This is a genomic window from Kothea flammea (assembly GCF_052161645.1).
Taxonomy (GTDB): domain Bacteria; phylum Planctomycetota; class Planctomycetia; order Pirellulales; family Pirellulaceae; genus Laterigemmans.
In genome coordinates this window covers 5,685,086-5,700,078 of sequence record NZ_CP197414.1, presented here as the reverse complement: position 1 = coordinate 5,700,078, position 14,993 = coordinate 5,685,086, and the positions used below count along the sequence as shown (strand labels likewise).

At 53.5% G+C, this 14,993-nt stretch carries 16 protein-coding genes; 4 read left to right on the top strand and 12 right to left on the bottom strand.

Annotated features, from left to right (window positions below):
• Positions 1 to 12 precede the first annotated feature (12 nt).
• The 3 genes from SH139x_RS21325 to SH139x_RS21315 are packed head-to-tail and all read left to right on the top strand — an operon-like array spanning position 13 to position 2,622.
• The gene (locus tag SH139x_RS21325) at positions 13 to 276 is read left to right on the top strand and encodes a hypothetical protein (protein WP_488351785.1); all 264 of its coding nucleotides are present in this window, start codon (positions 13 to 15) and stop codon (positions 274 to 276) included.
• Positions 273 to 1,967, top strand: a complete 1,695-nt coding sequence (locus tag SH139x_RS21320; protein ID WP_488351784.1) for a recombinase family protein — start codon at positions 273 to 275, stop codon at positions 1,965 to 1,967. The genes SH139x_RS21325 and SH139x_RS21320 overlap by 4 nt, the downstream gene beginning before the upstream one ends.
• Complete coding sequence (locus tag SH139x_RS21315; protein WP_488351783.1) at positions 1,933 to 2,622, top strand: group II intron maturase-specific domain-containing protein; 690 nt, start codon at positions 1,933 to 1,935, stop codon at positions 2,620 to 2,622. Before SH139x_RS21320 ends, SH139x_RS21315 begins: the two co-directional genes overlap by 35 nt.
• 69 nt (positions 2,623 to 2,691) lie before the next feature.
• Here the strand turns inward: SH139x_RS21315 and SH139x_RS21310 are convergent, their stop codons facing one another.
• From SH139x_RS21310 to SH139x_RS21285, 6 genes are all read right to left on the bottom strand, one after another.
• Positions 2,692 to 3,354, bottom strand: coding sequence for a DUF4145 domain-containing protein (locus SH139x_RS21310; protein ID WP_488351782.1), 663 nt, complete (start codon positions 3,352 to 3,354; stop codon positions 2,692 to 2,694).
• Positions 3,355 to 4,165: 811 nt separating this feature from the next.
• Entirely contained in the window at positions 4,166 to 4,648 is a 483-nt protein-coding gene (locus SH139x_RS21305; protein ID WP_488351781.1) for an SRPBCC family protein, read from the bottom strand.
• Positions 4,649 to 5,280: 632 nt separating this feature from the next.
• Positions 5,281 to 6,045 carry an alpha/beta hydrolase gene (locus tag SH139x_RS21300; protein WP_488351780.1) on the bottom strand — a complete coding sequence of 255 codons (765 nt, stop codon included), beginning with the start codon at positions 6,043 to 6,045 and terminating at the stop codon, positions 5,281 to 5,283.
• An 886-nt stretch (positions 6,046 to 6,931) separates the two neighbouring features.
• Positions 6,932 to 8,491, bottom strand: a complete 1,560-nt coding sequence (locus tag SH139x_RS21295) for an IS91 family transposase (protein ID WP_488351779.1) — start codon at positions 8,489 to 8,491, stop codon at positions 6,932 to 6,934.
• Positions 8,380 to 9,333 carry a tyrosine-type recombinase/integrase gene (locus SH139x_RS21290; RefSeq protein ID WP_488351778.1) on the bottom strand — a complete coding sequence of 318 codons (954 nt, stop codon included), beginning with the start codon at positions 9,331 to 9,333 and terminating at the stop codon, positions 8,380 to 8,382. The genes SH139x_RS21295 and SH139x_RS21290 overlap by 112 nt, the downstream gene beginning before the upstream one ends.
• 666 nt (positions 9,334 to 9,999) lie before the next feature.
• Positions 10,000 to 10,701 (bottom strand): CPBP family intramembrane glutamic endopeptidase, encoded by a 702-nt coding sequence (locus SH139x_RS21285; protein WP_488351777.1) that lies wholly within the window; start codon positions 10,699 to 10,701, stop codon positions 10,000 to 10,002.
• Between the two features lie 14 nt (positions 10,702 to 10,715).
• Between SH139x_RS21285 and SH139x_RS21280 the strand changes: the two genes are divergently transcribed.
• Positions 10,716 to 10,859 (top strand): hypothetical protein, encoded by a 144-nt coding sequence (locus SH139x_RS21280; protein ID WP_488351776.1) that lies wholly within the window; start codon positions 10,716 to 10,718, stop codon positions 10,857 to 10,859.
• Positions 10,860 to 10,861: 2 nt separating this feature from the next.
• Here the strand turns inward: SH139x_RS21280 and SH139x_RS21275 are convergent, their stop codons facing one another.
• The 6 genes from SH139x_RS21275 to SH139x_RS21250 all read right to left on the bottom strand — a co-directional run bounded on the left by SH139x_RS21275 (position 10,862) and on the right by SH139x_RS21250 (position 14,941).
• Complete coding sequence (locus SH139x_RS21275; RefSeq protein WP_488351775.1) at positions 10,862 to 11,308, bottom strand: hypothetical protein; 447 nt, start codon at positions 11,306 to 11,308, stop codon at positions 10,862 to 10,864.
• Positions 11,309 to 11,408: 100 nt separating this feature from the next.
• Positions 11,409 to 12,155 carry a TlpA disulfide reductase family protein gene (locus tag SH139x_RS21270; protein WP_488351774.1) on the bottom strand — a complete coding sequence of 249 codons (747 nt, stop codon included), beginning with the start codon at positions 12,153 to 12,155 and terminating at the stop codon, positions 11,409 to 11,411.
• Between the two features lie 2 nt (positions 12,156 to 12,157).
• Positions 12,158 to 12,583, bottom strand: coding sequence for a hypothetical protein (locus SH139x_RS21265; RefSeq protein WP_488351773.1), 426 nt, complete (start codon positions 12,581 to 12,583; stop codon positions 12,158 to 12,160).
• A 111-nt stretch (positions 12,584 to 12,694) separates the two neighbouring features.
• Positions 12,695 to 13,156 carry a hypothetical protein gene (locus SH139x_RS21260; protein ID WP_488351772.1) on the bottom strand — a complete coding sequence of 154 codons (462 nt, stop codon included), beginning with the start codon at positions 13,154 to 13,156 and terminating at the stop codon, positions 12,695 to 12,697.
• A 510-nt stretch (positions 13,157 to 13,666) separates the two neighbouring features.
• Positions 13,667 to 14,275 carry a hypothetical protein gene (locus SH139x_RS21255; RefSeq protein ID WP_488351771.1) on the bottom strand — a complete coding sequence of 203 codons (609 nt, stop codon included), beginning with the start codon at positions 14,273 to 14,275 and terminating at the stop codon, positions 13,667 to 13,669.
• A 117-nt stretch (positions 14,276 to 14,392) separates the two neighbouring features.
• Positions 14,393 to 14,941 carry a hypothetical protein gene (locus SH139x_RS21250; RefSeq protein WP_488351770.1) on the bottom strand — a complete coding sequence of 183 codons (549 nt, stop codon included), beginning with the start codon at positions 14,939 to 14,941 and terminating at the stop codon, positions 14,393 to 14,395.
• Positions 14,942 to 14,993 lie beyond the last annotated feature (52 nt).

The following is a 14,993-nucleotide window of genomic DNA, read 5'->3' as shown; positions in this document are numbered from 1 at the left end:
GAGGAGATTCCGATGGCAAAGCCTGCCAAACTCAAAACTGACAGCCAATCCATTGCTGTCATTCGCAGTTACCACCCAATTCGGATCGAACGCGAGTTGCTAGCTCAGGTTTTTGATCTGGCCGAGCGTGGTTGCTCCGCCGGTAACAGTCGTGCTGCCAAACTCGGTTTGGACACTGACGCGGTCGACGGTCAGGGCAGCGGGCCTTCGACGCAACACGACTTTGGAGCTCAGAGCGTGCCGCAGCAACGGGATCAACTGGAGGCTGTCGCATGACGACTCATTCCAATTCAAACGTCGAAGCGGCCATCTACGGGCGAGTCTCATCGGACGCGCAGGCTCAAGAGCAAACCATCGAATCTCAAGTGGCCGACATGCGTCGAAAAGTGAGTGCAGACGAAGTCTCATTGCAAGACAAGAACTGCTTTCTCGACGATGGAGTGAGCGGTTCAACACTTCATCGGCCAGCGCTCGAGCGACTGAGAGATGCAGCATACGTGGGTCAGTTTCAAAGACTCTACGTTCATTCGCCCGATCGACTGGCACGCAAGTATGCCTATCAAGTATTGATCGTTGATGAATTGCAAAAGCTGGGTATTGAAATCGTGTTTCTCAACCGCGCGATCGGTGCCAGTCCTGAAGAAGATTTGCTGTTGCAGATGCAAGGCATGTTTGCTGAATACGAACGCGCCAAGATCATGGAACGCAGTCGTCGCGGCAAGCGTCACGCAGCCACGCGCGGCAGCGCGAGCGTGTTATCTGCTGCACCGTACGGATACCACTACATCACCCGTCGCGACGGTGATGGGCAAGCCGCTTATGAAATTGATGAGCAACAAGCGGCTGTTGTCCGGCAGGTGTTCCAGTGGGTCGGTCGCGATCGATTGTCGATTGGTGAAGCGACGCGTCGGCTGACGAAGTCGGACACGGTGACGGCGACAGGCAAAGCCACGTGGGATCGAACAACGGTGTGGGGAATGCTGAAAAACCCGGCATATAAAGGCTCTGCGGCGTTTGGAAAGACACGCACGGGACCGCGACGGCCGCAGCTTCGAACTCAACGAGGCAACTCGAAAACGCCGCGACGCACAGGTTCTACTTACGATACCGAAGCGAGCGAGCAGTTGTCGATTTCGGTTCCGGCAATCGTTTCATCGGAGCTGTTCGATGCCGTGCAAACACAGTTGACCGAGAACCGACAGCGTGGTCACGAGTCACGTCGTGGAGCGAAGTATCTACTGCAAGGCTTGCTGGAATGTAGCAATTGTGGATATGCGTTTTACGGCAAACCAGTCAGTAGCAAGAGTGCAAAAGGCAAAGTGCGTTCTTACGCCTACTATCGTTGCATCGGAACCGATGGATATCGGTTTGGCGGCAAGCGAGTCTGCGAGTGCAAACAGGTGCGCACCGACAAACTTGATGAGGCCGTGTGGAATGATGCGTGTGAGTTGTTGCGTCATCCGAAGCTGCTCCGCCAAGAGTACGAGCGACGACTGGCCGCGCCGAGCGATAGTGACTCTGTTGTATCGATCAAGAAGCAATTCGCGTCATCGAAACGCAGTGTGGAACGCTTGATCGATGCGTACACCGATGGTGTGCTTGATCGAGCTGAATTCGACCCTCGCTTAAAGCGTGCGCGTGACCGTCTAACGAAGCACGAACAGCAATTGCGGAATCTTGAATCGGAGTCGCGCGAGCAGTCGACGTTGCGTGAGTCGTTGTCGTGTTTGGACAGCTTCTGCGAATCGGTGGGCACGAACCTGGAATCCACTAACTGGACACTGCGTCGCGAGATTCTGCGAACACTGATTGACAAGGTCGTTGTCGAGCCAGATCAGATTCGGATCGTGTACCGAATCAACTTCCCCCTTTTTGCGAAGAAAGCTAGCAAAGCCGGAAGCGAGAAAGTTTTGCACTTTTGTTGGAGGGGCGTTGTCACCACTACTTTCGAACATCTACTTAGATGACTTGGACAAGGAGTTGGAACGACGAGGGTTGCCGTTCGTGCGGTACGCAGATGACTTCGTGATCTTCACGAAAACAGAAGCGGCGGCGCGGCGTGTGTACGGGAGCATTGAACGCTTCTTGACCGACCGATTGAAACTGTCCGTCAATCACAACAAGAGCCAAATCCGCAAGACGGATGGGCTTGAGTACGTGGGTTACGAATTTCGTGGCTACGGCGGCCAGATCCGGGTGAGCAAGAAGAAGCTCGCGACTTTCAAACAACGTGTCTCGGAGATCTTTCGTAGAAACCGAGGCGTGTCGATGAAGTCACGCTATGCAGAGTTCCGTGCTTATGCTCGTGGTTGGTTAGGCTACTTTGCGTTGGATCAAGTGAAGACAACGTTCACCAACTTAGACAAATGGATTCGTCGTCGGGTACGCGCCTGTTACTGGAAGCAGTGGCGGAAATCGAAGACCCGGCTGAAGAATCTGATGTCGTTGTGCTTGTCTTATCGTGTCGCTCGTGGCTTCGCGATGAGCGGCAAGGGTCCCTGGCGTCTTTCCACGACGTCGGGTGTCCAACGAGCTTTATCCAACGAGTACCTAGCCGCCGAGGGCTTGTTTAATCTTGAAGAGCGCTGGCTATCGCTTGCATCCTTGCGTCGAAACGCCTAGTGCGGACCCGCATGCTAGGTGTTGTGGGAGGGGTCCCGGGTAACCGGGCTCCTATCCCGATTCACATGGTTACACGTAATCTGCGATGACACGTGTGACACCCTTGAGCATATCATCGACATCAGCGTTCGTGTACGCGGACCAGTCCCCATGTGCAGCACTATTTCGCAGGTCGGCCCATGCCGTGATCTGTTTTTGCATTCTTTTGTTGTAAACACCCGCCTTAGCAAGGTCGGCATTCATCTTGTCAAGTTTGGCGTGTGGAATTGAGTTGCGTGTACAGAGGTCTTTGAGCGTAGTTTCGAGCGCGACACCCGCGACAACGCATGCGGGGTCCTTGTATCCGGCTTTGAGCAACGCCGCAGCCTGCTCAAGCATGTCGTCAAACACTTCTGCCTTAACCAACGACTGCAAATTGAAGAGATAGCCGCCCTCATAGTCCTCGCGTGCAGCCTCGAATATTGCAACGATTCTCCGAAACGAGAGTTCGGAATTGCCAACGTTCGTGGCATCCTCTGTAAAATGCTTGAAATGAATGCTGTCCTCTCCAAACACGCGTTGCAGAAGATTCAACACGTTGGTGGACCAGCCTTTGGCGTCGGGAGAACTGATGTCGTAGTAATGCGTGCCGCTATCACGCGCAACGAAGTCAAGAGTCTTCGCATCATGGATAGCGGAAGCCTTGTCGGCCAACTCAGCGAAACGTTGCGATATGAGAGGGTTGGTTTTCACTCAGTTTTCTTTGTGTAACGGTACGGATCACACGGTCGCCGCGATCGACTGACCACTTCAATAAACTCAACTCGGCGACTCGTGTGCATCCGATGGTTCCCCGTCGCTGTCGCGCCATTCGGCAAGCCTCTCCCGACCTTGGGCATTCGCGTACCGCAGACCGAGTATCGATAAGGCCGTATTAGACCAAAACTGTAGACTTACCTGCCCGCTGGACATGCCGCCGTGTGCGTATCGTTCAACGAAACACATATCTTGCCCGTCTTCAATCCGCATTCCGACGAGGTCTTGGAATGCACTTAGAATCGCGTCACGAAACTCCGTTCCAGTCTGCGGAAGTGAAGCGTTAGAGAACATCGTCTTCATTTCGCGCCACAGGTATGGATCGCCACGAAGCCCCCATTGCTCCGGCTCGGGATCAAAAAGGTCGGCAATTGAAGACTTGGGTTTCTGCGTTGACGCTGATGGGTCTCGATGCGGATCACCGTGAAGTTTGATGTGCAGAATGTACTCAGAAGTCGAGCCGTCCCAGCCACATTGAGTGCATGCTCCGTCCCGTATCAAATGGTTGCAACGTGCTTTCCCGTAAATCCAGAAAGCGCATTCGCGGCAGAGTCCAGACATTGCCATCGCCGTGCGGACAAATGGGCTGCCACACTCATCACAGGTGCCAGGTTCGCCAGGATCAACGTAGGGCATCATCGGTTCGGGGAACGTCCATGATCACCCGGTTGCCGCGAGCGACGTTGAATTCAGATCCCGCACCGTCGGCAACTCGGGTGCATCAAATTGTTCTGCGACGGATCGCGTGCTACTTCGAAGCCGCGGACTTCAGTTTTTCAACCAGCGCTTTATTGAGGCCGTCAAGCGATTGCTTGTTTGCACCGGCAAAGAACGATTTCATCTTTCTTGATTGCTCGTCATCACGGTATCCTAATCCAACAACTCGAACGCGAGTTCGTGTCGGAGAAATGGGCGTGAAGTAAAAGACGGACCAAGTACCTTTTGCAGCTTCTTCAAAGGGAAATCCCGCCGGAAATCTAGTTGCCTGAAGTGACAACATACGTTCCGGTTCGTAGCTAAGGATCGTGTTCTCGATAGTGGTTGCGTCGCCAAGTTCACCGTCTTTGTTGTAGTTGGACGTCATCTTTCCGCCGATCCGAAGCTCTATCTCAGCGATCGGAGCCATCCACGACATTAGCCCCTTGTTGGTCGTGAACGCATTCCAAACGTCCGCGACACCCGCTTCGATTTCGTGCTCATATGCGACTATCTGGGACTGGGCATCTCCCATGGCGTCACCGGAACTGGAATCATCTTGAGCTGACACGGGCAACGAAGTGCTCAAGAAAAGGAGCAAGACAATGCAAGTGCTCAGTTGTTTGATCATGACGTGTTTTGTCCCAATGTATGTAAATCGCAGAACGACTGCGATCACCTCGCCCGAGCGGTTGAGGTAGATCTGGAAAATCGGAGTATGGCGAGGGCTGGGGTGGATCGCATGGTTCCCGGCTCGCGCCACGATCCGGAGCGCATCCGGGCCCGCCAATTCATTCCATTACGGTACCGTAGTCCAAACCCGCTTGCAATCATTTCTGAGTTCCGGGAGCCCAATTGACTTTATTGCGAGCATCTTCGCCTGGGACAGCAGTGGAAAATTTAATTGCAGGTATCTCGCGAGCAACTTCGTCAGCATCAGGTTCGTCTGGAAAGGACGCAGTTGGCACTGGTTCAACCGATAGCAAGTTGCGAGGCAAGCGCATCGATCAGTACTCGAGACTCGTTCGCGCGCACCAATCATCGAGCATGGGCTTTCAATGGACGATTGCAGAGAGACCAAGTTCAGGCCCGAAGAGCTTGACGCCGGGAACGTTTAGGATAACGCGGCCGGGAGTAAACGTGATCGAGCGAAGCGAGCCGACCGATTTATTCCGGCTCGCGTTCATCCGTTGGTTCGCCGCTTGTTGCATCACCGCCACTGTCGGCCCCATTAGGAAGGTATTTCTTGATGAACGCAACCAGTCGTTCCTGATGAGGTGGCTCGTCAAAAATCTGCAAGTGCCCGGCACGATCGTACTGCCAAAGCTCTTTAGGATCCGTGGCTGCGTCGAAGAGCCGTTCACTATGGTAGGGGCTGACGGCGGTGTCTGAATTCCCGTGTATGAGCAAGACGGGCGTCGACTGCAAGTTGGCAATCGCTGCCTCGCCGCTGTATTCGTCGCTGGTTAGCAACCAACCTCCCCATTTTACAAGCCAAAGCGGGCCAAACTGACCAAGCTTGTCGCTCAAGTGGTAGCTTGGCCGAGCATAGGTCGCTTCGGCAATCACCAAGCGAATACCGGCGTCCTTTCGAAGCGAAGCAGCGTTTAGGGCGAGTTGCCCTCCCATGCTCTGACCGTACAGAATGATTCTGTCAGGTCGAACGTCCGAGCGAGTCATTACATAGTCAATTGCCGCAGTTGAATCTTCGACGAGCCCCTTTCGGTCCGGTTCGCCCTCAGACCTACCGTATCCACGGTAGTCAAAAACGAACAAATTCAATCCGCGTTCCGTCAGCCAATACACGTTTCGGGTCGTATGAGTAATGTTGCGGTCGCTGCCATGGAAACAGATCACCGTCCCTATCGGCTCGACCTCCGAACGCAGGAACCATCCATGCAGCATCGTGCCATCGGCGCTGGCGAAACTCACGGTTTCAGGTTGGAGTCCAAGGTCCGCCTGCACACCGTATGAGCGTGCTGATGGCCTATAGAATTGCTGATCGAGAAAGCCGGTGACCTTGAGGATGAGCGAGATGAGCAATGTTATTGCGACGGTAATCGTGGCGGCAGTAGCGCACGGTCCCAAAACGTCCCTGAACGGGATTGCAGAATTGTTTCGCAGTCGTCGGATTGCAAACGACGCGATCACAATTCCGCAGGGAATACAAAGCAGAACGACAAGCGAGAGCAGGAGACTGACGGATTCACTTCGCAACTTCACGGCTCCAGGTGTCTAGGGTTGATTTGGCGAACGGTTGCGATCACCTCGCCCGAGCGGTTGAGGTAGATTTGAAAAATCGGAGTATGGCGAGGGCTGGGGTGGATCGCATGGTTCCCGGCTCGCGCCACGATCCGGAGCGCATCTAGGCCCGCCAATTCATTCCATTACGGTACCGTAGTCCAAACCCGCTTGCAATCATTTTTGAGTTCCGGGAGCCCGATTGACTTTATTGCGAGCATCTTCGCCTGGTACGGCAGTGGAAAATTTAATTGGAGGTATCTCGCGAGCAACTTCGGCAGCATCAGGTTCGTCCGGAAAGGACGCAGTTGGCACTGGTTCAACCGATAGCAAGTTGCGAGGCAAGCGCATCGATCAGTACTCGAGGCTTGTTCGCGCGCACCAATCATCGAGCATGGGCTTTCAATGGACGATTGTAGAGAGACCAAGTTTAGGCTCACCAAGTTTAGGCTCGAAGAGCTTGACCCGGGAACGAATTGCGATCTATCCGCTGGTCAGGCTTTAAAAAAGCCCAACTTTGGCTGGGCTCTTTGCCTGACTTGCGGATAGATCGTGCGTTGAACTTTGTCGTAAAAACTCATTCTAACGCGTAGTAGTTGTGCAGTTCTAGTCCTGGAAGCATCGGTTGAATTGCCGGCCGAGTGGTGGGCGTGGCTGTCGGGTGATATGCACGTTCGAAGATGTTTTCCAGGTACCAGGCGTTAAATCCAGGCCCAAACTTACCGTCCCAGAACTTTTCGTCGTCTATTTCCAACGATTTTCGGTACCAACCTGGAAGATGCGTGCTACGTTGACTCAGCGCTTCCCGCCACGATGGACGGGACCTGCTAGCGACTAGCCGCAGTGCCACTTCGCCACACGCTGGGCAGTTGAGTTTTGTGTCAGTGTCCGTGTTAGATTCTTCTTCATCTGTCAGTGATTCGGCTGGCGACGCTGGCGTGGGCTGCCCCGAAAGTCCCGCCGCAGCACGTAGCTGGGTGCTGCACTTTGCTTGGTAGATCGTTCGTCGTTTGTTAGTCCAGCCTCCCATGTAGCGTGTCTTGGTTAATTGGTTCGGTTGGATGTGTAAACACCAACGCCGCACGAACTCGATTGTGCTGAGTGTCACGGGAACTTGAACCGCTTCGCCGCCTTGAACTTTCCCTTCACGTGCCAAGAAGGTCACCTGCTGTTCGTCCGCCGTTACGATTCGCGAGTCGCTGATTGGCCCGCCCGTAAGGTAACGTGTCAGATAACGAACCAAATCGTTGGGACCGCTGGAACTGTCCGGGGGCGGTTGAATAAAGCTGACCCAGTCGCGTGCGCTAAGATGCTCAATCAATTTGTCCCAGCCTTCGTCGGTGCGCAGATCCCCGAACGTTGGCTCGACGTCCAACTTTAATTTGCGACGCGTTCTTAATCTCTGCAAGTGGGAGATCGCCGCTTTGCGAAAGGCCACTCGAAGGTTAATTGCGTCGACCAGGTAATGATTGTCGCTCAAGCCGCTATCCGGCGGCGCGGTACTGGTCTTCCATTGATTGTTGCGAACGCCAGGTCCTGAACCGGGGACGAGCGCGTGTACGTGCCAATGAGCTTCGAGCTTTTGATTCCAAGTATGTAATACCATGATCGCTGCGGGTTCGTATTGTTGTTCGCGGCGAATCGTTCTATTAAGACCTTTCCAAGCAGCGGTGAATAAGAGATTTGCCAGCGGTTGTCGGTTGGCAAGGGCGATGCGAGAGAGTTCACTCGGCAGGGTGAAGACAACTTGATAGTAGTCGACTCCATCGATCAGCAGTTTACTGGCCCTTTCGCTGAAGTCGAATCGTTTGCCACCACTGCATCCTGGGCAGTGGCGATCGCCGCATGAATTCGCCACGATGCAGGTTGAGTTGCACGCTTTGCATCGATACTCGTGACCGCCCAGTGCCGGTGTGCGGCAAAGTGTTAGCTTTGCCAGCACGCCCTGTACTTGCCAACTGGCACCGCCTTCGCGGTACCGGTCAACGAATTGTTTCGCACCGATCCTAAGAATCTCTAGAACACTTAGCTGCTTGCCTCCGGTGGCTGGCTGCCTGGTTTGTTGTTCTGCTTGTTCTCGGGCTTGTTGTTCTCGGCTGGTGGCCGATAGGTGGGCAGTTGTTCGACCGGTAGCCAATCCAGTGGACTCGGGGTAGATAGCATGTGTTCCCTGCGACAATGGAGGTAGACCATCGTCGTCGCAAAGCTCGCATGTCCCAGGAGCCGGCTGATCGTCAACAAGTCGACTCCGGCTTCGAGTAGTCCGGTCGCGTAGGAGTGTCTCAGGGTGTGAGGTGTGACGTTCTTGTGAATCTTTGCCAAGAGGGCTGCTTTCTTGATCGCTTTTTGGATCGACGTGTCGGCGTATGTCTTGTCTGCCGAGTTGCCCGGAAAGAGTAGCGACTTGGGTTTGTAGCGTTTCCAGTAATCCCGCAACTCGCTCAGTAATCGCGGCGAGAGGGGAACGATTCGGTCCTTGGCTCCCTTGCCGTGAGTGATCCGAATCTGCATTCTCTGGGAGTCGATGTCGTGGACTCTTAGGTTTGCCGCTTCTGAGAATCTCATCCCGGTTGCGTAGAGAGTCGTTAGGAAGACTTTGTGTTTGTGGCACGTCGTGCATCGTAGTAGCTCGTCGACTTGATGTCGGCCGAGGACCACAGGTAGCGTTTTGGGTCTCTTTCCAAACGGCACCATGGTGACCGGCCAATTGACTCGGATGGTATGTGTGTAGAGGAACCGTAACGCGCAAACGGCCTGATTGAAGCTGCTGTAAGCAAGTTTCCTTTCTTCGATTAGGTGGAGCTGGAAGGCTCGAACGTCTTCCGGGGTCACGCGGTCCAGCGGCTTTTGAATAAAGTCGGCGAACTTTCCCGCGTGGTAGGTGTAGGCATCGATGGTCCGAGGTGCCAAGTTGCGGATTTTCATATCCTGAGCGAGTCGAATGGTGAGCGGGCATGGTCTTTTTTCGTGAGGCGTCATAATGTTTTTCCCAATTTGAGAAGTGATGCAGTGACACGAAGTGTGTCGATTGCTTGAGAAGCCCATTGCAATTGCCGTCACAAAAATCGCAACCTCTTTAATCGTTTTATTCGTCAAACGGTTAAAATAGGTTGCAGCGAGAATCGTTAGATTCGTTAGCTTGCGTTGGTGGTGTCGCTGATATCGATTCTGCTGGCGCCAAGCTGGGAGCTGCCTCTCTCGCGCCAGCGAAAAAAGAAAGAAAAGGAAACAGCCGGCGCAGCCGCTCGCAAAATTTTGAATGACCCTGCCCGCGCCGAGTCCTGAAGGTGGCGCTGAGTTCAAGGGTTTGGATCAGGGAGATAAAGAGAGCCGCGGGGGAGTTGAAGAGAGACCGGGGGACTGTTTGATTGCCGGGCTGGCATGGATGCCAGCTTCGTCCCACGCAGGAAGCGTGCTGGCATTGGCAAGGGCAGCGAGTGCCCCATCGCCCTGCTGAACACCGTCAACTCACCGCCCCAGCACCGTCACAGCTCGCGAGCAATTCGATTAAGTTCAACGGTTGCCGTAACCGGGAACGGACAGTTGAGTTTCCATCTGTAAAACCTGGCAAGCCGTTCTCCGGTTCACGGCATGGTTATCCGTAGTGGCCCCCGAAGATGAGCGGTCAAAGCAGCAACCTCATACTCATTTCAGCGTTTGCAAAATTGCCAGTAAAGCCAAGAGAATCACCAGCCAATGAATGACAATGTTGATGTAGAGCCGCTTGGCCATGATAAAGATCCCGCCAAACACAACAGCCCAAGTGAAGAACCACCAAAACTGATCAAGTGACTTCAGGCCGTGCTGAAATACAAACGGAAACGCGGCAATCAAAGCGCCCAGCCACTGATTGATACCACGGCTCTTGAGAGCTCGTATCGCGAAACCACGATATACGAATTCTTCGCTGAGGCCCGCGGCCAGGCCCATGAAAATGAAAATTACGCGTTGTGGCAGGTTTTTTGGAGTGAGATTGGCGAAATCAGACAAAGCTTTCACTTTCTCTGGGTCGACGCCGACAGTGGCAAGCGACACCTCAACGAAGCCCAGCAAAGCAAGAGCAAAAACCAGATAGCCAATGACAAAGTATGTCGTCCTCTTGCGATTGAACGAGTAGCCAATGTCACTCCAACTCCAACCGGACGATTGAAGCAACCGGGCGAGGATGGCGATCTGTCCAAAGTACCAACACGTAATCAACGACCAAAATGCAGTGAAAAAGCTCAAGCCCGTCCACGAGAAAATAGAGCGATCCAGAAGAAGCAGTGATAGAAGCGTCGAAACTACTGGGAAGCCCAGGAGAACAAGAGCGATTCTCGACGCGGGCATTTCTTTGTGTACGTTCATTGCGATTGGAGAAGGTGAAGATTTCACAGCGCGTCAAGCGGACCTTGAATTGGAGTCAGACGAAAGAGGTCACGTTCACGACCGCCAATCGACTCGATGACGTGGCGGATAACGTAAACGATCACGTGGTCGCCGCGAACGACTCACCACTTCATTAAACTCAACTCGGCGACTCACGTGCATCGTCTGGTTCCGCCATTCCCGTTGGATTGCCCAGCCATTCTAACACGACATCGCGTAGGTAGCGGCAATACTCGTCCTTACAACGGGCCATGTCTTGCTCGCGAGTGCTCCAGCCGAAATTGTATCGTGTTCCGTTCGGCGAATTGGGGCGTTCATACGCATCACTAAGTGGCCCAAGAATTCTCGATTGAACCGCATCAGTCATCTCAGCATGACACATGACTCGAACATTCCGACCACTGCTGTGTTTTTGAAATCCAACGTGGCCGATCCAATCGCTGTAACGCCGTGTGAAATGGCCTGACGCTGCCTTGGCGAACCCCTGCTCAACGAGCCAAACGCCGACATTTTTAAGGATCGCGTTGCGAGCCTTTCGCATCGCTGCATCACGTTCCTTCAATCTGTCTTTGGGGCGTGCTGTCATGACTTCGAGGCGGAACGACCAAAATCACCCGGTTGCCGCGGAGGGACTTTGAGATTAGGGAACGCCCAATCGGCAACTCGGGTGCATTTTCTTGTTCTGCTTACTTCTGTTCTATTGGCTGCAGCGTAGCTTCGATTTCCTTGCCGTACATATGCAATAGGATTGCGATTCCTCCTTCCCGCATTTCTTCTGGACTTGCTTCGTCGCCGGGACCTTTCACCCCAAGCTCTCTCGCGATAGCGACAGGACCATCAGTCTGCGTAGTTTTGTGACCGTTGTATCGCACAACTCCATCTGGGCCGATCACTACAATCTGGTTGACAGCTGGAACGCCGTAAGTCGTAAAGGTCGCGCTGTCAGGGATTGACTCGCCCTTATCGATAGCGGTGACGTGCTCCCAGTCGTGCTTCTTCATAAAAGCGCGGATGTTTTCAAGTTTCGCGCCAGCAGTGTGTACCCCAAGGAATACCACATTATTCTCACGGTATTTTTCTTCAAGTTGTTTCCAAACAGGAATCGTCTGGATGCAAGGCCCGCACCACGTTCCCCAAAAATGCAAAACCACAGTTTTGCCCTTCAAGTCTTCGAGCGTGCGATCCACTCCATCCGACCAGCAATCGACTTGAATCGCGGGTGCTTTCGCGCCGTTTTCTACGCGTATCAGCTTGCGATGGTCATCGTCCGCGATGGACACAGTAGGATCGACTGCAATCGCCGTAATCATTAGCATCAAACAGAATACGCGGTACAACATAATGCTCTCGAATAAAATGCCGGAAGTCGCCGACGGGCAGGGATGATCAACTATGGCCGATGGGTTCGGTTGTTGTTCGCTGGCTGACTTCATGTTCACTTAGTCTCCTCAGACAGCAGAAATGCGATCACGTCGCCCTTTTTAACAATAATATCCGCACCACGTTTTGTGTAATCGACAAAGCGAACAGATCGACCGTTTTGCGAAATTATGACTACATTAGTGAGATCATGGTCCGCGGCCTTTCCGCCGTAGAATTTGACAACCGATTTGAGCTGCATCTTTTTGTAGCCTTGCATCGGAAATTTAGTGAAGTCGAATTTATTGACGGCACCCCGGGAGGGCGTTAACTGCTTCCAAGTTTGAATCCCATCTCTCGAGGGTTCCGGGAACGAAGCGAGATCCAGAACCGCTTGCAGACGCTTCAACTGGGCGTAGTCCGTTCCGGAGCATTCGCTCCCATTGGTCAAACCCAGTGCGAGCGGAGTCACCACGAACAGTGTAAAGAGCTTTGATTTCATCAGATTTCCTACTTCAAGCAGAACGACAGCCGTAACCGGGCGGCCGCCAAAAGGCGTTGATTTCAAAACCGGCGTTGTCGGCCGCTCCGGTTCACGGCCTGGTTAGATGCATTACTCGCCTGCCGGTGCCGAAAACACCGTTTTGTCTTTCTGGTCTTTCAACACAAATCCCGATTTGTCATTTGTCACGACAACGACGGCGCGGGGCTTGCCTTTGAGGTCGCGAACGCTGAGACCCGCACCATCTTTCCCGGCTTGGAGCCGGATCCCGCCACCGTCCTTGGACAGTTGGATCACAGCGCCAAGTGGGGCGTCTGTGAGTGTAGCGTTAGAATTGCCGTTCTCGTCGTATACAACAACGCCGTATCCTTCGTCTGCCGGCCCGAGGCGGATGCGAACCTTCCCATTGCCATCCACGATTTCAAGTTGCCGGGTGCGCACAGTTTCTCGATCAGCGCTTGGCGCGGCACCGCCAAGAACGACGACGGCGGCAACAACCATTGTTCCGACGATAACGCCCGTGAGTCGGCGGCAGCGTTTTTCGAGATCCGTAACGCGTTGTTCAAATGTCATGATGTTTCTCCTTTAGATCAGTTTAGGATGATTGAGTGCGTGACAGGTGCCATCTAACGGTAACGATCAGCCCGCCCGAGGATGAGCTGGATCGCAAGGAACCAAAGTTTTTCGGGCTGGGTTGCATCGTATTGTTACGGATGCTTTTCTCGGCACTGAACTCCCGCGAGCTGCAGCCTGGCCTGATCGTACCAATCGCCATTGATCGGATCAACTATTTTTGCAGATCGCTTCTTGGGCTCCGGGACGACTGGAATGGTCAGGCTCGCAGCGAAGAAATGGTTACGGAATCCGGCGTCCGCGCACCTTCAGTTCTCAAAATCATTTAAGCGCACCGCCGCCCTTGAAGATCATCCACGCGCACCTCGAAAACTGGAAATCATCCAAGCGCAACTGCCGCATTGGATTCCGTCAGCGCAAGCTTCATCCTCCGCAGCCGTAACGTCCGCGATAACCGAGTCGCGGTGATTGATTTTCAATTTTCAAAAACGATGGCTCCGCGACTTCGGTTCATCGCTTTGTTCTGCCCGTTTTTCGTGTGCGATTGGTTTGGAAGTGTTGCCAATCTGGCTCCGATCCGTGCCAGATATCACCAAGCATTTCTGAGACAATCGCTGTGGAGTGTAGTACGTTGCCTGATTGTAGCCCGTCTCGAAGGTAGGTGAAATCAGCGTAAGCTGGTGTTGCCAATTGAAATTGAAAATCAAGCTGTTTTTGTTCGGATGCATTTTCAGGATACATTTGTATCGACCATCCAACGACACCGTTTACCTTACGGCCATATACACGTGTTGCGTCGCATGCAGCCAAAAAGACCACCCGTCTTTGGGTGGAAAACGGTATCTTGTCCAGCTGGTTCTTAAAGTCACCCTGAAGATCCCATGGAATAACTGCAGTCGCTTCAGTCACGGTCGGCGGTGATTCCGCCAATTTCTGCAGCAAGTCGATCAAGCGGTCGACCATTTCGCGTGATACTGAGTCAAGTTTTTCACTGTGCACACATTCGAGAACCTCAACCGAGCGAATCAAGGCTCGGTACGCGATTGCCGCCAGACATCGAAATGGAAATTTATTCAAGTCCGTGTTTAGAATGATTGGTATGTCGTCTTCTGTAATCATTCAATCAATGCACGGGCAGAACGCTTACCATCACCGGGTTGCCGCCAGCGACGTGGATTTCAAATTCGGCCCGGATCGGCAACTCCGGTGCATGGTTTGGTTATTCCGCCGATACCCCTAACGATGTTTTCGGCGGTAAACGATGGTGTCGATTCCTCGCTTGTACCCGGCAAGATGTCTGGGCATCGTGTTAAAGTCAATAACCAAGAGGTCGTGGGGCCTGCCAGCGCCTTCGATATATGACACGGCACCTCCGTACTGTGCAATAAAAGGGACGTCTGTAAACCAAAGAAATGTGCGACCGCCATGAATTGAGACAACGCAGTGATCTGTGTTGAACCCCATTTCCTCGGCGTCTGCGATCCAATGTCCGGAAGTGTAGAGCTCGTGCCCGATCTTTTGAAGTAACCCTTTGTGGACGCCACCAGGATCGGCATTCTCATCCAGCTTCGCATCCAGTGACAGGCTGAACGAAGAGGGAAACGTTGCGGCTGAGTCTCGGGACGGTTCGTACCCGAGCGATTTGTGCATGTCACGAGCGACTTCCCAATCGCCATTAAAGTGGGAATACGCCGCCCTCGGCTTGGCGGGCGTGACGGTACTCTCGGCATCCGCAAGAGTGAAGAGAGCAACGAGACAAGAGGCAGAAACTACGCGTGTCAGCATTGAGATCTCCTGCGGAATAACGCCGACGGTCACGGGATTGTGCCGGACGGCT